Origin of the sequence: Aeromonas sp. 84A, from assembly GCF_051919345.1 — a bacterium.
Classification (GTDB): domain Bacteria; phylum Pseudomonadota; class Gammaproteobacteria; order Enterobacterales; family Aeromonadaceae; genus Aeromonas; species Aeromonas veronii.
In genome coordinates, this window is sequence record NZ_JBQBEW010000001.1 from 485,819 (window position 1) to 501,921 (window position 16,103).

Annotated in this window: 15 protein-coding genes and 1 pseudogene; 11 read left to right on the top strand and 5 right to left on the bottom strand. The window is 56.4% G+C overall.

What is annotated here, in order from left to right; all coding sequences use genetic code 11:
* Positions 1-127: 127 nt before the first annotated feature.
* Positions 128-1,060, bottom strand: coding sequence for an IS5-like element ISKpn13 family transposase (locus tag ACTG20_RS02310; RefSeq protein ID WP_004235553.1), 933 nt, complete (start codon positions 1,058-1,060; stop codon positions 128-130).
* A 72-nt stretch (positions 1,061-1,132) separates the two neighbouring features.
* Between ACTG20_RS02310 and ACTG20_RS02315 the strand changes: the two are divergent.
* A pseudogene (locus ACTG20_RS02315) lies at positions 1,133-1,783 on the top strand (UDP-galactopyranose mutase); the annotation flags it as partial.
* Between the two features lie 31 nt (positions 1,784-1,814).
* On the opposite strand, the gene ACTG20_RS02320 reads toward ACTG20_RS02315, so the two are convergent.
* A complete protein-coding gene (locus tag ACTG20_RS02320) occupies positions 1,815-2,876 on the bottom strand; it encodes a glycosyltransferase (RefSeq protein WP_194494874.1) in 1,062 nt (353 codons plus the stop codon).
* Between the two features lie 236 nt (positions 2,877-3,112).
* On the opposite strand from ACTG20_RS02320, the gene ACTG20_RS02325 reads away from it, so the two are divergent.
* Entirely contained in the window at positions 3,113-4,312 is a 1,200-nt protein-coding gene (locus ACTG20_RS02325; RefSeq protein WP_194494886.1) for a 3-deoxy-D-manno-octulosonic acid transferase, read from the top strand.
* 43 nt (positions 4,313-4,355) lie between these two features.
* Here ACTG20_RS02325 and ACTG20_RS02330 read toward each other — a convergent pair whose 3' ends face one another.
* On the bottom strand, positions 4,356-4,895 hold the full coding sequence (locus ACTG20_RS02330; RefSeq protein ID WP_194494873.1) for a hypothetical protein: 540 nt from the start codon (positions 4,893-4,895) through the stop codon (positions 4,356-4,358).
* A 256-nt stretch (positions 4,896-5,151) separates the two neighbouring features.
* Between ACTG20_RS02330 and ACTG20_RS02335 the strand changes: the two genes are divergently transcribed.
* The 6 genes from ACTG20_RS02335 to ACTG20_RS02360 all read left to right on the top strand — a co-directional run bounded on the left by ACTG20_RS02335 (position 5,152) and on the right by ACTG20_RS02360 (position 10,461).
* Positions 5,152-5,910 (top strand): substrate-binding periplasmic protein, encoded by a 759-nt coding sequence (locus ACTG20_RS02335; protein WP_439987434.1) that lies wholly within the window; start codon positions 5,152-5,154, stop codon positions 5,908-5,910.
* 60 nt (positions 5,911-5,970) lie between these two features.
* Positions 5,971-6,792, top strand: coding sequence for a helix-turn-helix transcriptional regulator (locus ACTG20_RS02340; protein WP_005357044.1), 822 nt, complete (start codon positions 5,971-5,973; stop codon positions 6,790-6,792).
* Positions 6,793-6,832: 40 nt separating this feature from the next.
* Positions 6,833-7,468 carry a LysE family translocator gene (locus ACTG20_RS02345; RefSeq protein WP_439987436.1) on the top strand — a complete coding sequence of 212 codons (636 nt, stop codon included), beginning with the start codon at positions 6,833-6,835 and terminating at the stop codon, positions 7,466-7,468.
* Between the two features lie 57 nt (positions 7,469-7,525).
* Entirely contained in the window at positions 7,526-8,656 is a 1,131-nt protein-coding gene (locus ACTG20_RS02350; protein ID WP_439987437.1) for an ABC transporter substrate-binding protein, read from the top strand.
* 391 nt (positions 8,657-9,047) lie between these two features.
* Positions 9,048-9,704, top strand: a complete 657-nt coding sequence (locus ACTG20_RS02355; protein WP_439987438.1) for a DUF3313 domain-containing protein — start codon at positions 9,048-9,050, stop codon at positions 9,702-9,704.
* A 244-nt stretch (positions 9,705-9,948) separates the two neighbouring features.
* Positions 9,949-10,461, top strand: a complete 513-nt coding sequence (locus tag ACTG20_RS02360; RefSeq protein ID WP_439987439.1) for a cupin domain-containing protein — start codon at positions 9,949-9,951, stop codon at positions 10,459-10,461.
* Between the two features lie 101 nt (positions 10,462-10,562).
* Here the strand turns inward: ACTG20_RS02360 and ACTG20_RS02365 are convergent, their stop codons facing one another.
* A complete protein-coding gene (locus ACTG20_RS02365; protein WP_439987440.1) occupies positions 10,563-11,063 on the bottom strand; it encodes a DUF1993 domain-containing protein in 501 nt (166 codons plus the stop codon).
* Positions 11,064-11,374: 311 nt separating this feature from the next.
* Between ACTG20_RS02365 and ydfZ the strand changes: the two genes are divergently transcribed.
* The 3 genes from ydfZ to ACTG20_RS02380 all read left to right on the top strand — a co-directional run bounded on the left by ydfZ (position 11,375) and on the right by ACTG20_RS02380 (position 13,725).
* Positions 11,375-11,572 carry a putative selenium delivery protein YdfZ gene (gene ydfZ, locus ACTG20_RS02370; protein WP_005357022.1) on the top strand — a complete coding sequence of 66 codons (198 nt, stop codon included), beginning with the start codon at positions 11,375-11,377 and terminating at the stop codon, positions 11,570-11,572.
* A 688-nt stretch (positions 11,573-12,260) separates the two neighbouring features.
* The gene (locus tag ACTG20_RS02375) at positions 12,261-12,791 is read left to right on the top strand and encodes an REP-associated tyrosine transposase (RefSeq protein WP_194494867.1); all 531 of its coding nucleotides are present in this window, start codon (positions 12,261-12,263) and stop codon (positions 12,789-12,791) included.
* A 172-nt stretch (positions 12,792-12,963) separates the two neighbouring features.
* A complete protein-coding gene (locus ACTG20_RS02380; RefSeq protein WP_194494866.1) occupies positions 12,964-13,725 on the top strand; it encodes a hypothetical protein in 762 nt (253 codons plus the stop codon).
* A gap of 111 nt (positions 13,726-13,836) precedes the next feature.
* Here the strand turns inward: ACTG20_RS02380 and uvrD are convergent, their stop codons facing one another.
* Positions 13,837-16,008 carry a DNA helicase II gene (uvrD, locus tag ACTG20_RS02385; protein ID WP_194494865.1) on the bottom strand — a complete coding sequence of 724 codons (2,172 nt, stop codon included), beginning with the start codon at positions 16,006-16,008 and terminating at the stop codon, positions 13,837-13,839.
* Positions 16,009-16,103: the final 95 nt, after the last annotated feature.

The window sequence follows — 16,103 nt, forward strand, 5'->3', positions numbered from 1 at the left end:
GACGATCCAGAGCCTGGATATCCTCCTTACGCGGCAAAGTAAGCACCCCAGTTTGGACAATATTTAATCTCCCCCATCAACTCAGGGTAAGCAAAATGTCACTGCTCCACTGATATTACAATGATTTTCACGACATCCCCGCCAGTTGTCCCGCCCGCACCAAATTGCACATTGCAAACAGCATTGAAAGCCGGTTGTGGTTCTTCATCAGTCCCCGTAATCGTGTTTTGCTGAAACCAAACTGGCACTTCAGTATCCGGAAAGGATGCTCAACCTTTGCCCTAATACCTGCTTTCACATATTCATCATGCAGCGCCTGCTTATTCAGCCGGGGATGCTGTCTGAGCTTTTTTACGGCATGAGGACCTTTGGCAATAAACCACTCTTTAACCCGATGTGTCAGAGAGTCCCGTTTTTCTGCCCCGCGATATCCGGCATCGGCGAAGACAATTGCTACCGGCTCCGTAATCAGGCTATCCGCCGCATTCAGGTCATGCACATTTGCCGCCGTGGTCACTACTTTTTCCGTCAAGCCTGTGGCCGCATCAACAGCAATATGAGCTTTCATACCAAAGTACCACTGATTTCCCTTGCGGGTCTGATGCATTTCAGGATCCCGTTGACCGGCTTTATTTTTTACGGAACAGGGAGCGGAAATAATGGTCGCATCGATAATGATGCCCTGACGTAACATCAGTCCGGCCTGCTTCAGTTTCTGGTTAATCAGTGCCAGTATCTGTTCTCCTGCATGATGTTTCTCCAGAAAATGGCGGAAATTCATGATGGTTGTGCGATCTGGCACCGTGTCACAGATCCCCGCAAATTGACGGAACGGCAGGACATCATGCAGGGCGTCTTCAGCCGCTCCGTCACTGAGGTCAAACCAGAGTTGCAGGCAGTGGATACGGAGCATAAGCACCAGGGGGAAAGGCCGTCGGCCGCGACGGGATGACGGATAGACGTGAAGCAGCTTATCAGCAATATCCTGCCACGGCACCAGAACATTCATACGGTCAAGAAAACGGGATTTACGGGAGGAATAGCTGGAAATGGCAGGCATTGTAAACAGCTCATGATAAAGAAAGCTTTATGTTCTCACATATGACGATTAAATCGCACCTTCCTTAAAGGTTATACAGAGAAACAGTGGGGAAAAAAAGCAACTGAATTACCGGCGTTTATAATTAAGCGTATTCCTGTTAGATTTACATATGATAACAATTATTTCAGTGATAAGTACCAAGGGATTCCATTGGGTGGTTATAACACATTAATAAAGTCATTGATTGATGGTGTCGATGTGAAATTAGGGGTGGATTTTTTTGATAATCAGGAAAAATATCGTAAGTTGGCGAAAAAGATCGTGTTCACGGGTGCTATAGATGAGTACTTCTCATACTGTTTTGGCGCACTAGAATATCGCTCTCTTAGATTTGAGCATGAAGTTTTTGAGAGTGAGAATGTACAGGGTAATGCAGTTATAAACTATTCTGAAGCATCCATCCCCTATACTAGAGTTATTGAGCATCGTCACTTCTCTCGCTATTGCTCATCACCATTCTCGGTGTTGACAAAGGAATACCCAGACTCATGGGTGCTTGGTAAGGAAAGGTATTATCCTGTAAATAATGACGCAAATATGGAACGCTATAATAAATATAGAAGGTTGGCAAAAAATGAGTCTGACGTGATTTTTGGAGGCCGACTTGCTGAGTATAAATACTATGACATGCATCAAGTAATTAGTTCTGCACTTTATCGTGCTCGTCAGGAGTTGGAGTAATACAAGGCGAATCATATGATTCGCCTTTCAATTATAAAGCAAGGAATTTTTTAATGGTTTGGCTACTAGAGAATGACTCGTATAAAGTATTGCTTATGAAAGGTGGCATTTTATCAATAGATGATATTGCGGTTGAAAGTGCTTGACCGTTATTTATTGGGCATAGATATTCAAATAGACTGCCAGTAAGAATCTCTGCCGGCCCAGACGGGCAATCCACGCTGATCACCGGGGTATGGCAGATAAGTGCTTCAATAAGTACTGTTGGCAATCCTTCAGCATCCGATGTCAGGATAAGTGCTTGGGCAGCCCTGATATAGGGATAGGGATTCTTCTGAAAATCGATGATTTTCACCTTGTTGGCAAGGTTCATCTCCTCGATCATGGCCTCAATGTGAGGACGCCGCTCCCCTTTTCCCATCAGGACGAGTGGTGTGTCAACGCCGCTTAGCTGATATGCCTGCAAGAGGCGATCGTGGCGTTTTCGCTCTTCGAAGGTGCCGACATGGATAAAATACTTGTCGAATGGCTTGCTGAAAGGCTCATTAGCCAACGCCTGAATTTTCTCGATATCAAACGGATTGTAGATAACCTGACACGATTTGGGTGTAGCTTTTACATTTTGCAAAATGTCGTCTGCGATGCCACGAGATACGCAGATCAGTTTCTTGCCATTATAGAAGCGCTTGAATTTTTCATATCCTTTGGCATTGTCTTTGGCAAAACCGGTGACATTTCCGTGGATCCAGTAATAAATATTCAGTGTATCAGGCAGGTGTCTGGTAATTTTGTCACATGAGCATGAGATAATTACGTCAGGCGAGATCTCTTTGACTTTTTTAAAGATCAGAGATGCTTGTATTTTTTCAACCGCAACATTGGATATGGCTTTAGTCAGCTTTGTGACAATGCCAAGATTAATCGGGTGAATGTTGTCAGGTAGCGTATGGTCTATTTTTTCCCGCAAGGTAAACAAGGTTACATCTGCACCGGCATCTTTTAGCAATGATGCGGTATTGAGCAAAACCTTTTCCGCACCACCACCATACAAGTCTTCAACAATGAATAAAAACTTTTTAACTGGTGGGGTCATAACTGCTCCGCGGGTCTCATAACTGACTGGTAAATCTACTAAAAATGTGAATCGTAAACGAGCAAAATCAGGTGGCAACTGTTAAAGTCGTTAGCAATTTTTTCAATAGGTATGGATCAATGATTGGTCTTAGTGGGCGCTACCATAACGCATTATTCGCGGCCTGTATATTTGCCGGGCTGCTGCTTTCCTGGTTGTTTTCCGATCACCAACTCCTCACCGGCGACCAGACCCAGATGCTTTACAAGGGCTACCTTGGGGCTTATGAGGGGGTCTGGCTCAGCTATGGCAATGCGGCGAGTGCGGTGGGCAATGTGCCGGGGAGCTTGTCGGCCTGGCTGATTGGCGGGCCGCTGCTGCTGTGGGATTCTCCCTATGCCCCCATGGTGTTGCTGCTGGCGATGCGGTTGGTCGGATTCCTGCTGTTTGATGCGGTGATCCGTCAGGTGTTTGATGACAGGGTGCGTCTGCTGTTTCTGTTGCTCTGCTGGCTCAACCCCTGGTTCCAGTACGAGAGTCTGCTCTACAACCCCTCCTATCTGTTCCTCTTCTCGGCCATGCACTGCTGGTCGGCCTGGCATATGCGCGAGCGGGCCTCCTTCTGGCACATGATCGTTCACCTGCTGGCCATCGGCATGGCGATGCAACTGCACTACTCCTGGCCGCTGCTGGCGGTAATGTCCACCTATCTGTTCTGGCGTCGCATTCTCAAGGTGAGCTGGAGCGGGGTGGTGGTAGCGACCCTGCTGATCGGTGCCTCCCTGATCCCCTACGCGATGGAAGTGATGAGCAACAGCCATATTACCCAGAACGTCGATCCCGAGGCGCGCCAGCGCTATATCGGCTGGGGGCTGGTGCATGTCTATCCGGTGCTGAAATCAGTGCTCTACTGGCTGCGTTACGGCTCTTGGCTGTTTGCCAGCAAGCTGGTCAACGATACCCAGTTCATCTGGTTGGCGGGGCACGAATACCTGCAGATGGCGGCAGTCTGGCTGTGGCGGGTGGTGATTTACGGGGTCGGCTCGGCGACCGTATTGCTGGCGGCCAAGGCCAACTGGCAGCTGTGGCGCGAACTCAAGCCGCGTCTGTTGCGTAGCGACCGCGCGCCAGTGGATGGTGAAAGCTGGCTCGGCCTCTATGCGCTGGCGGCGGTGCTGGCTGTGCTGGTGAGTGCGGCGCTCTCGCCCATCATCTTCAACTACTGGCACCTGATGCTGATCTTCCCCTACGCCTTGTTCCCGATCCTGCTGTTACTGGTGCGTTGGGGCCGCCGTTACCCGCAGTGGGTTGGCAAGGGGCTGCTGGCAGCCACCCTGTTCTGCACCGCGGTGAACCTGATCGCGGCGTGCGACAGCACCAAGTTCTCCTATCAGGCGGACTACAAAACCCAGGTGCTGGAGTATCTGCAAGAGATGAAGCTGCAACCCAAGCAGTGAGTCATCCACGGCCAGCTCCCCGATCTCGGTGGGCTGGCTGTCACTATTCGAAACGGTCCATATGGGCGAAGTTTTTGGCTTCGGCAACCCAACCCTCACGCCCCTGCTTGTCCCGGATTTTTACCCACCACTGGTTCTGCGGTGACCGGCCGTATCTGATCTCTTTGCGCGCATAGTCATAATCGAGGATGTAGGTTTTGCCCTTGTACCAGAACAGGCTATTGCCTTCGCCCAGTCCGCCGAGGATATAAAGCGTTTCCCCTGCCTTCATATTCAACAGTGGCCCTTTGCCCTCCTTGCTGTAGCCCAGCTTGACCGATCTGAGTATCTCGACGATCCCCGGTTGTTCGGTAATGACAACCCCGGTCAGCCCTTCCACCTGCTGGCCGCGGGGTAGCCGGAACAGCGTTTTGGCCGTCAGGGATGGCTCGGTTCTGACGATCACCTCTTGCTTGGTGGTCCATGTCTTATAGGTGCAACCTTCAAACGGGCAGCGACCCCAGTCGTAATAGGGCAGGCGCGGCTTTTCATCAGAACTTACAGTCGCAGCAAACAACGACAACAACAGCAAAAACAGTCTCATGAATCTACCTGTCCGGCGGGGCGCTCATCCGCCGGTTTAATGAATGGGGCCGCACTATATCTCAAGAGACCAAAATCCATCAAAGCAGCGGAATTATTCATTTTCACCGCAATAAAACGGGGCTCATTGGTCATGGGAGTCGGTGGCGCAAGAGGTCGAAGCGCGGCGGGAGCGGATAGCCCGCCCCTTTGCCTTGTGCCATGCTGATGGCTATCAGGGCATCGGGTCGGCACTTATGGGCATCTCTCGTTCGGGCATGCGTTTGGTATTACTGCTATCGGCACTTCTTCTCCCTCTTATGACCATCAGCCAGGCTGTGGCGATCAACGCGCCACTGCGGGGATGCGTCTTTCAGCTGGCGCCGCTGGTCACCATTGATCGGCAGGGCGAGGTCTCCGGGCCGGTGATCGACTACTTTCGCCGTCATATCGAACCAGCGATCGGGCGTACCATCGAGTGGCAGGGGCTCAATGTGGCGCGGCTGCTTAGCAACCTCGAGAGCGGCGAGTGCGATCTGACCCCGCTGCTGAGTTACAGTCCCGAGCGTGCTCTTCACTTCCGCTATATCGACCCCCACCTGTTGCTGCTGCGGCCGGTGCTGGTGGTACTGATGCCATCGCGGCTTCACGCGGTCGAACGGCAGGAAGATCTCTACGGCACCACCATCGGTTGGTCGAGTCAGGCGATCGTGCCGCCGCTGTTGCAGCATCCGCAGATCCATATCGACACCCTCTCCCAGCTCAGCTGGGAGCATGGCAACATGCAGAAGCTGCTGCGCGGGCGCATCGATGCCGCGCTCTTCTCCAACGATATCTCCGCCAACCATTTTCGCGCCAAACTTCCTGCGGCGACCCGCCTCATCTACCTGCCGGTCACCCCGCTGCAGGTGCATATCGTGTTGAACAAGTCGTTGGGGGACGGCAATCCCGAACTGGTGCAGCGTATGCGTCAGATGGTGGAGCGGGTGCCGCTCGCCTCGCTGGTGGAGCCAACCCCTCGGCTGTGGGGGCGTTGAGAGGGGGTTGCGTGCAATAATCTACAAGCCCAAGGCCCGCTTTTGGTGTATCTATAACCCATGAATACCACCGATTCCCTTATCCGCTACTGGCAATCCCCGCACCTGCCGGGGGTCGAGCTGTCACACTCCCACCACAGGGCGTTCAGCTACGGCCGCCATGTCCATCTCGACTACCATATCGGGCTGGTGCAGCGGGGTGGCCAGAAGTTTATCCACAAGGGAAATAGCCACCATCTGGTGCGCGGAGTGCTCTCTACCGTCAACCCGGATGAGGTGCACGACGGCCTCAGCCTGCTGCCGGAAGGATACGAGGTGCGGGTCTTCGCCATCGATCCGCAGCAGCTGGCGCTCTGGCTGCCGGAGCAGCCGGAACCCTTCTTCGACAAGGGATTGCAGAGCCGCCCCGACCTCTATCAGGGTTTTGCTCAGTTGCACGGCTATCTCGACAACCCCAAGGCCGATGGCCTGCTGATCGAGAGCCAGCTGCTTGCCCTGCTGGGGGAGCTGCTGCATCTGGCCCCCGAGGTACACCAGCTGGCCGATCCCCAGTTGCGATTCCTGCGCGACTACCTGATGGCCGCCCTCGACGAGCCCCACTCGCTGGAAGAGCTGGCGGGGCTGCTCGGGCTCGACCGTTTTGCCTTCCTGCGCCAGTTCAAGAAGCGCAGCGGCATGACCCCCTACGCCTGGCTGAAACGGCTGCGGCTGGAGCAGGGCAAACGGCTGCTGGCGAGCGGGATGGCGGTGAGCGAGGTGGCGCTGGCGGTCGGCTTCTTCGATCAGAGTCACTTCCACCACGGCTTTCGCCAGGCATTCGGTCTGACACCCGCCGAATTTCGTGCCCAGATGCAATCTTTTACAAGCCGCGCCCCCCGCTGATCCGCCATGCTGGCTCTCCGTCGTTAAAGCGAGAGTTGTTATGCTGACCAGTCTGTTCGTTACCCTCGGCCTGATGCACCTGATTGCACTGGCCAGCCCCGGCCCTGATTTCGCCCTGATCCTGCGTACCAGCCTGCACCGGCCGACCGCCCTTGGCGCGGCGCTGGGCATCTCGCTGGCGATCATGGTGCACGCCACCCTGAGCCTGACCGGGATCAGCATGCTGATCGCCAGTCACCCGCTGCTGTTTATGGTGATCAAGTGCTGCGGCGCCCTCTATCTGGGCTGGTTGGGGTGGGGCGCCCTGATGGCGGCTCGCCAGCAGAGCAGTACCGTGATGACCTGCACCGCCAACGAGCTGCACGGCTGGGGCAGGGGCGTGCGCACTGGCCTTGCCACCAACCTGCTGAACCCCAAGGCGCTGGTGTTCTTTATCGGTCTGCTGGCCGCCATGGTGACGCCAGAGGTGGATGGAATGACCCGCAGCCTGCTGGTGGGCGAGCTCTTCATCATCTCCCTTTGCTGGTTCGGGCTGCTGGCGTGGAGTCTCTCCACCGATCGTGCCCAGCGCCTGCTGCTGCGGGTGCAGCGGCCGCTCAATCTGGTGACCGGCGTGCTGTTTGCGGTGGTCAGCCTCTCCATTCTGGCGAGCATGGGGGCAGAGCTGGTGGCCTGACGAGTCGGCGCATGGGCCTATACTCCAGCAAGGTTTACCTGTCAGGAGTGCCCGGCCATGCGTCTACTGCCTCTTTGCTGGTTGTTGGGGATGACCCCGGCGCTGGCGGCCCCGGTTCAGCTCAAGTTGCTGGAGTGGGGCTATCTGCCAGCGGGTTATGAACAACAGTTTGCCGACTACGCCAAAGCCCATGGGGTGGAGGCGACGGTCAGCCGGATCGAGCCGCTGCTGACCGATTTCGACAGCGTCTACCGCGCCCTGCGCACCCGCAGCGCCGATGTGGTGCTGCCGACCAGCTACTTCTACAAGGCCCATCACCAGCCGCTGTTCAAGCTGCTGCTCCCCATCGATTTCAGCCGCCTGCAGCACTACGCCGAGGTGAAGCCTGCCCTCAAGAACACCGAGTATGACAAGCAGGGGGAGCGCAACTACTCGGTGCCCTTCTCCTACGCCATGTTCAGCCTCGCCTATGACAGCAAGCTGGTGCCGCAAGCGCCCACCAGTTGGCAGGTGCTCGCCAACAGCTCGCCGTCGGGCCAGTTCGCCGAGTTTTGCGACCAGTTCGAGCCGCTGCTCTTTTCGGTGCTGCTCTCCCTTGGCAAGTCGCCCGCCCTGTTTGCCAGCGGCGAGATGCTGGCCGACAAGACCTTGCAGCAAGAGGTGGAGCAGCAGCTCTCGCAGCGGCTGCGAGCCAGTCGCGGCTTCTGGTTCAATCAGGCCAACCGCTGTGAGGATCTGCGCCAGCAGACCTTTGCCACCACCTGGGGGCTGGAGCTGGTGGAGTGCAACAAGCAGAACGATCAGCAGTGGCGGATCGCCATGGTGCAGGAGGGGGCCATCTATGCCCTCGATGCGATCTCCATCGCCCGCCATGTCGGGGATGATCCCGCACGGCTCAAGGCCGCCTACCTGCTGGTGGATTTTCTGCTGAGCGCGCCGCTGCAACGCCAGATGCTGGTGGGCACGCCCACCATCTCGGCCAGCAATATGGCCTCCCGGCCGCCCCTCAGCCCGCAGGAGCAGGCGGTGCTGCCGGATCGCCCGCTGCCTGAGTTTGACGAGCGGCTGCTGGTGCCCGCGTTGCCTGCCCATATCAAGAATCGCTACAAACGGATGGTGCAGCAGGCGATCGTCGCCAGCGGCAAAGAGGGGCTGGTCAAGCAGTGCCCCTGGGATCTCGATAACTGATGAATGAGCCTGCTGCTTCTCCGGCGGCAGGCAAGTTTGCGCAAGATGGCTGATGATCGGTCATCGTGCGTTCCAGGGTATTTCCCCGTTCAACTCACGCCGCTCGCTGGCCCCCATCGTTTGAAAAAAACCGAGCACTTTTCGCAGCCCCATTTAGCCGGATTAAACAACCGAACCCTCGCCAGATTGCCGTTCGTACCCTGGCTGACCCTGTACAAAAGTGCCTCAATTGTGACAACTTGGATGTGAGCTGAACAATCCTGATCTGTCCCTTGTGGGAAGGTGATGAATAGGTTATTTCTCTGTGACATTGGCGGCATCCGGCACGGGGTCTCCAGCCATGTGGTGCGAAATCCACAGCAAAAACAAACAGTAAAATGCAGGAGCAAATATGAAAAAGGTCGTGATGGTTGCCGTGGCTGCGGCCCTTCTGGGTGGCTGCGCCGTCAAGAATCAGGTATCCCACAGCTTGCAGGCGATCCCGCTGACAGCCTTCCAGCAGAGCGAGAGCAACCCCAATCAGCGCGTCTACAAGGAGCCGGGTGTTGACCTGCGCCAATACAATGAGGTGTTGCTCGATCCGCTGCAGTTTATTCGTCAGGAGAACGGTCAGTGGTATCTGCTGACCGCCAATGAACAGAACCAGATTGGCCGCTATTACCACGACAAGTTCCAGAGCGAGCTGATCAAGCAGGGCGTCAAGATTGCCACCACCCCCGGCCCGAAAGTGATGCGGATCCAGGCCGCCGTCACCAACTTCGACCTGACCCGCCCCGACCCCAAGCTGCGTGACCTGCTGCCAGCCAAGATCGCCATCAATGTCACCCGCGAAGTGATCGGCAAGGAGCCCTACCTGCTCAAGGTGGGCAGTATGGCCCAGCTGCTCGACTCCCAGAGCGGCAAGCTGCTGGTGCGGGTGATGGATGCTCGCGAGAGCCCGGACAGCACCCACAAGGATGAGCCCATCACCGCCGGGGAGATGGAGAAGATGATCGACCAGTGGGCGGCCAGCCGTGCCAAACAGCTGGCGGACAATCTTGGCAAGTAAGCTCGGCAAGTAAGCACCGACATCATCGAGAGGGGGAGCTAGCGGCTCCCTCTTTTTTGGCCCGCTGGCGGGCCGCCGCCATGACTCGTAGCCCTTGCCAGTCGGGCGATCAGTACGTTGCCGAGTCCGCCGCCGCACCATCCGCGGTGCAGCGGGCCGACCGATTTCTGCTTTTCTCCCCTGCATTTTGGCAGTTAGGATGACCCACTCCCGTGACTGCATCCTCATAGAAAAAGGAACCACTATGAATCGCCACCCCTGCATCAAACACTGGAGCGAGCTGCAAGAGCAGACGCCGCGCTACTACTCCGGCAGTCAGGAGCCCCTTTCCCGCGGCTGCGCCCTCGGCAAACACTTTGGCTTTAGCCGCATCGGCATTCACCACGAGATCGTCGAACCCGGTCACCGCACCAGCTGGCCCCACGCCGAAAAGACCGAAGACGAGTTTGTTCACGTGCTGGAAGGCACCCCCGATGTCTGGCTCGATGGCGTGCTCTATCGCCTGCAACCGGGTGACTCGGTGGGCTTCAAGGCCGGTGACGGGCTGGCCCACGCCTTTATCAACAACACCGACGAGACTGTCCGCCTGCTCTGCATCGGCGATACCGATCGGGAGGACAACCGCATCCATTATGCCGTCCACCCCGAGCGCAACATCACCCTCGGCAAGCTGCACTGGGATGACGTACCCGAGCGCGAGCTGGGGGATCACGACGGCCTGCCCGACAAGCTGCGTGAGAGCAACGGACCCTTCTAGGGTGCAGCCCTTCTGCACACCAGCCCAGTACCACCCGATATAAAAAAGCCTGCCGCTTGGCAGGCTTTTGCTATCTGTTTGCCGCCTGTGGCGAGCGGCGCTTATTGCAGGTTGAGCCCGCCCAGATAGTCACGCTTGCCGAGATCGACCCCGGCGCGGCGCAGCAGGGCGTAGGCCATGGTGAGGTGGAAGTAGAAGTTGGGAATGCCGTACTCATGGACGCAGGTGTGGCCATCCATCCCCTTGCCGCCCGCCCAGTGGGGCACGTAACGGCCGCTGGCATACTGGCTGTAGTCCGCGTCCAGCTTGCCTTGCAGATAGGTGATGGTCTTGCCGATATGGGCGCGCAGATCCGCCATGGTCTTGGGATCATCGCCCATGGTCGGTAGCTCGCTGTGGCTGGCGGTGGCCACCACGGCGCGGGCCGAATCGCAGCAGATCAGCACCTGCTTGGCCAGCGGCAGCATATCGACGATCAGCCGCTCGCCGAAGAAGTTCTCCACGTTGAACTGCTTCGCCGCGGCGTGGGCCTCGGCCTTGGCCAGACAGTGATCCAGATTGGTCAGCATCTTGATGAACTGGGCGGTAATGTCGCGATTCATGAGCACTCTCCATCTTGTTGAAACAGTGGTCCGCTTGTGCGGCCACAGTGAATGAGACTGGCTAATCGGCCACCAATATACCCCAACCGCTGCCGGGTTCGAGCCCGCCACGACGAAAAGGGCAGGGCAGCGCTACTTCGCGCGACAGCCGTTGGCCAAGCCGCCATGCTCGCTTTTTGAGCCTGCGAGTCCCTTATCGCCCCTTTTTTGATCTGTGACATAAATCACCTTTTTTCAGGGGCGTAGGCTGAATGCCGTTGTCCTGGACAGACGCCTGCGCATTCGCCAGGACACAAGAAAAGGAGAATGAAATGAAGATCTATGACCGTAACCGCAATGTGCTGAACCAGGGTCAGCGCGTGATGATTGCCGCCACTGGCGCAGTCGATTTTCTGAAAGAGGCCCACACCGACAATATGACCCCCTATCAGGCGGAGCATGAGAAGTGCGTGCTGCTGGCAAACTCCGGTGAGCGCTACGCCCCCATCGAGTTGATTAGACTAGGCTGATCCCTTTCCCTGTCACCCTACTCTTTACAATTCACCCGGCCGCCGCGCCCCATCTGGCGGCCGGGTTTCTGATCTCCCTTCCTCTGTTGTCGCAATCCCGTTTGGCCAGACCCCTGTCAGCCGCTGCGCACCGCATGCCGCCGGTCAGTCATTGCCCGCTATCTTGCCGATGTTGCTCCCTAGCCCTGCGGGAGAGGGGCGGGGTGAGGGGATCGGTTGTCACGAACTGGCCGGGGTTGCTCCCTCGCCCTGCGGGAGAGGGGTGGGGTGAGGGCATTGCTTGCCACCCACTCGCCGTCGCTTCATCCGCCCGCGAATCCATTCCCTCTCACCACCCTGTAAATCGGCCAACCCCTTGTTGCCGCCTGTGATGGCAGCCCCGAGCCCTGAGTGGCTGCCAAAACTGTTGGTATAAATTTAATTTATAGGTTTTGCGAAAATGCCCTCGTTTTGTCTTATGCAGGCAGGCGGCGGGCCACAAGCACCCGTTTGGCTGCCAGCGGGGCGCCGGAGGGCAATGGCCGATTTGAGATAACGGGAATGGCTCGAAGTAAAAGGGATTTGTAGGTTCGATTAGCGAAGCGTAATCGGACGATCGCGTCAGGAATATCCGCACCATCATGGCTCGCAAGCAGATCGAAGTGAGGCAAGGCTATGCTTGGCTTTTCAGTCTCGATGAGGGGAAAGGATGGCCAATTGGCGGCGGGCGTGGTGGCCCGGAGGAACCTGGTTCTTCACCGTCAACCTGCTGGAGCGGCGCAACAACCGGCTGCTGGTGGAGCAGATCGACCTGCTGCGCCAAAGCGTTGCCAGGGTGCAACAGGCTCACCCCTTCGCCATTCATGCATGGGTGGTGTTGCCCGACCATCTCCACTGCATTCTCTCTTTGCCGGAAGGGGACACCGATTTCCCCCTGCGTTGGCGGCTGATCAAAAGCCACTTTTCCCGCGCCTTGCCGGTGACTGAGCGGCGTAGCCAGACCCGGTTACGCCACGGGGAGCGGGGTATCTGGCAGCGCCATTATTGGGAACACCTGATCAGGGATGAGCAGGATTACCGCCACCATATGGATTACGTCCATATCAACCCGCTCAAACATGGTCATGTCACGCGGGTGGCCGATTGGCCGTATTCCACCTTCCATCGTTACGTGGCGAGCGGCGTCTATCCACCGGATTGGTGCGGGTCGGTGGATGGGGCATCGGGGGGATTGGAGTGAACCCTAAAAGGGTTGTTCCGTTGTAAGCGACCGATAATGCGAACGTCTTACGCGATCGTCCGATTACGCTTCGCTAATCGAACCTACGGTCTATTCGAACCTATGGCACTGGGATAAACTGGCTTTGACATATTTAATATGGACATGAAGTCGAGAGCCATTGGGGAATAAAATGATTGTCAATTTTATAAAAAAATTTGTATTAGCAATAAAAAATACCATGCTTTTTTATCAAAACCACAGCATTGCAATATCGACTTTCAGTGTGATTGTTTTTACAGCAGAATGCTACTTCATGGTCACAATTTACACTTCTTACTTTGGTTTTGATTTTTTCATTTTCGGTGGAATGTCTGATATATATCAAATGGCTTTACACCAAGGTGTAATAATAAAGCTATTTTTGATATCACTTTCTTTAACCGCTATTCCGGTTTCTCTTTATAGTTTCTTGACAACCACTGTAAAGAATGAAGTTACGACAGACGACAACCTCTATAAATCTTGTGAGATATTGCCAATAATAATTATTGCTTTTGTATTTTTTGGTCTCTTAAGCTCACCTATGTTTTTATCTTTTTCATCAAAAATTGATGCGGAAGAAGTGAAAAATGGTTTTTCAGCAAGATACAGCATAGAGACAAATAAAAAGTTAATTCCATGCCTCTCAGTTATTGGTGCAACATCAAGTTATATTTTTATTTGGGATGACAAAACAAAAATGCCATCTGCACTGCCCAAATCAGAAATAAAGACTATCAATCTTGTTGTTCCACCACCACCTAGTAATAGGGCTCCATCTCCAAATGGGAGCTATAAAAAGAAAGTTGAACTTCAACGAGAATTACAAAAGCAGTGGTCATCAAAATTAGAAAAGACTTGCCATCAATCTGTAAAATGGCATGAATGGCAAAGTGTATTTACAATATCGTAGGTTCGAATAGCGAAGCGTATTCGGACGATCGCGTATTTAAAGTTGTCGCGATAGGCAATATAAAAACCAACCCGGCCTAAGCCGGGTTGGTTGTATCAAGAGCGGGAAAAATCAAAGCGCTTCCAATCTGGCATACGCCGTCACCAACCACTTGGCGCCGACGTCGTCGAACTGGATCTGCACCCGGCTCTGCTGGCCGACCCCTTCGAAGTTGAGTACCACCCCTTCGCCGAATTTCGGATGGAGCACCCGCTGGCCAAGTTTGATGCCGCTGGCGTCGAAGCTCTGCTGCACCTCGTTCTGGCTAAAGCGGCCGTACTGGGTGGGGCGGCTGACCTGAGTGCGCAGCCGGATCTCTTCCAGACACTCGGCGGGCATCTCGCGGATAAAGCGGCTCGGCTTGTGGAACATCTCGCGGCCGTAGATGCGGCGGCTCTCCGCATAACAGATGTAGAGCTTCTCCATGGCACGGGTCATGCCGACGTAACAGAGACGGCGCTCCTCTTCCAGCCGGCCCGACTCCTCGGTCGATTGCTGGCTGGGGAACATCCCCTCTTCGACGCCGACCAGCAACACCAGTGGGAACTCCAAGCCCTTGGCGCTGTGCAGGGTCATCAGCTGCACCGCGTCGGCATATTCGTCGGCCTGATTCTCGCCGGACTCCAGCGCCGCGTGGGCGAGGAAGGCGGAGAGATCGCTCATATCCTCCAGCTCGTCCGGGCGCTGGTACTGGCGGCAGGCGGTGACCAGTTCGTCCAGGTTCTCTACCCGTGCCTGGGATTTCTCGCCTTTTTCCGCCAGATACATCGCCTTGAGGCCAGAGTTCTGGATGGCGATATCCGCCTGCTGGTGCAGCGGCAGCATGGCGACCTGCTCCTCCAGCGCGTCGATGAGATCCACAAAGCCGCGCACCGCGTTGCCGGCGCGACCGGTCAGCACCTTGTCGTTGAGCAGCGCCTTGGCCGATTGCCACAGGTTGAGCCCCTGATCGCGGGCGTTGCCGCGCAGGATCTCGAGGGTGCGATCGCCGATGCCGCGGGTCGGGGTGTTGACCACCCGCTCGAAGCTGGCGTCGTCGCCACGGTTGTTGATAAGCCGCAGGTAGGCCATGGCGTCCTTGATTTCCTGCCGCTCGAAGAAGCGCAGGCCGCCGTAGATGCGATAGGGCATGGCATCCTGCATCAGCGCCTCTTCCAGCACCCGTGACTGGGCGTTGGAGCGATAGAGGATGGCACAGTCGGCCAAGAGGCCGCCTTTTTCCTTCCAATCCTTGAGGCGGCCGACCACGAAGCGGGCTTCGTCCACCTCGTTGAAGGCGGCGTAGAGGGAGATCGGCTCGCCATCGGCCCCTTCGGTCCACAGCTCCTTGCCAAGGCGCTCGGCGTTGTTGGCGATGACGCTGTTGGCGGCTTTGAGGATATTGGCGGTGGAGCGGTAGTTCTGCTCGAGGCGGATGGTTTCGGCGCCCTGATAGTCGGTCAGGAAGCGCTGGATGTTCTCGATCTTGGCGCCGCGCCAGCCGTAGATGGACTGGTCATCGTCACCGACGATCATCACCTTGCCGCTGTTGCCCGCAAGCATCCGCAGCCAGGCGTACTGGATGCCGTTGGTATCCTGAAACTCGTCCACCAGGATGTTCTGGAAGCGGTCGCGGTAGTGCTCGAGGATGTGCGGTTTGTTGAGCCACAGCTCGTGGGCGCGCAGCAGCAGCTCGGCAAAATCCACCAGACCGGAGCGATCGCAGGTCTCCTGATAGGTCTTGTAGATCTGCTGATAGGTGCGGGTGACGGGGTCGCCGTAGAGGTCGATGTCGCCGGGGCGCAAGCCCTCATCCTTCTTGCCGTTGATGTAGCCCATCACGGCGCGCGGGGCCCAGTGCTTCTCGTCGAGGTTGAGCGCCTTGAGCACCCGGCGAATGAGACGGTACTGGTCGTCGGAGTCGAGGATCTGGAAATCTTGCGGCAAGCCGGCATCCAGATGGTGGGCCCGCAGCAGACGGTGAGCGATGCCGTGGAAGGTGCCGATCCACATGCCGCGCACGCCGTCGCCGATCACCTTCTCGACCCGGCCGCGCATCTCGGCCGCCGCCTTGTTGGTAAAGGTGACCGCGATGATGGAGAAGGGTGAACAGCGTTCCACCTGCATCAGCCAGGCGATACGGTGCACCAGCACCCGGGTCTTGCCCGAACCGGCACCGGCCAGCACCAGCAGGTTGCTGCGGGGCGCCGCAACGGCATCTCTTTGCTTGTCGTTGAGCCCGTCGAGCAGGGTTGAAACGTCCATCACCACTCCTGTTTATTTATACAGGCGGGGATTATACGGCCATCCCCCTGCCAGACCAAATCCAAACTCGGGGGGAGGGGCAAGATGGGCGCTTG

Coding starts and splice junctions, on each gene's coding strand:
- ACTG20_RS02310 (WP_004235553.1), bottom strand. CDS start 1,060: ATGCCTGCCATTTCCAGCTATTCCTCCCGTAAATCCCGTTTTCTTGAC.
- ACTG20_RS02320 (WP_194494874.1), bottom strand. CDS start 2,876: ATGACCCCACCAGTTAAAAAGTTTTTATTCATTGTTGAAGACTTGTAT.
- ACTG20_RS02325 (WP_194494886.1), top strand. CDS start 3,113: ATGCTTTACAAGGGCTACCTTGGGGCTTATGAGGGGGTCTGGCTCAGC.
- ACTG20_RS02330 (WP_194494873.1), bottom strand. CDS start 4,895: ATGAGACTGTTTTTGCTGTTGTTGTCGTTGTTTGCTGCGACTGTAAGT.
- ACTG20_RS02335 (WP_439987434.1), top strand. CDS start 5,152: ATGCGTTTGGTATTACTGCTATCGGCACTTCTTCTCCCTCTTATGACC.
- ACTG20_RS02340 (WP_005357044.1), top strand. CDS start 5,971: ATGAATACCACCGATTCCCTTATCCGCTACTGGCAATCCCCGCACCTG.
- ACTG20_RS02345 (WP_439987436.1), top strand. CDS start 6,833: ATGCTGACCAGTCTGTTCGTTACCCTCGGCCTGATGCACCTGATTGCA.
- ACTG20_RS02350 (WP_439987437.1), top strand. CDS start 7,526: ATGCGTCTACTGCCTCTTTGCTGGTTGTTGGGGATGACCCCGGCGCTG.
- ACTG20_RS02355 (WP_439987438.1), top strand. CDS start 9,048: ATGAAAAAGGTCGTGATGGTTGCCGTGGCTGCGGCCCTTCTGGGTGGC.
- ACTG20_RS02360 (WP_439987439.1), top strand. CDS start 9,949: ATGAATCGCCACCCCTGCATCAAACACTGGAGCGAGCTGCAAGAGCAG.
- ACTG20_RS02365 (WP_439987440.1), bottom strand. CDS start 11,063: ATGAATCGCGACATTACCGCCCAGTTCATCAAGATGCTGACCAATCTG.
- ydfZ (WP_005357022.1), top strand. CDS start 11,375: ATGAAGATCTATGACCGTAACCGCAATGTGCTGAACCAGGGTCAGCGC.
- ACTG20_RS02375 (WP_194494867.1), top strand. CDS start 12,261: ATGGCCAATTGGCGGCGGGCGTGGTGGCCCGGAGGAACCTGGTTCTTC.
- ACTG20_RS02380 (WP_194494866.1), top strand. CDS start 12,964: ATGATTGTCAATTTTATAAAAAAATTTGTATTAGCAATAAAAAATACC.
- uvrD (WP_194494865.1), bottom strand. CDS start 16,008: ATGGACGTTTCAACCCTGCTCGACGGGCTCAACGACAAGCAAAGAGAT.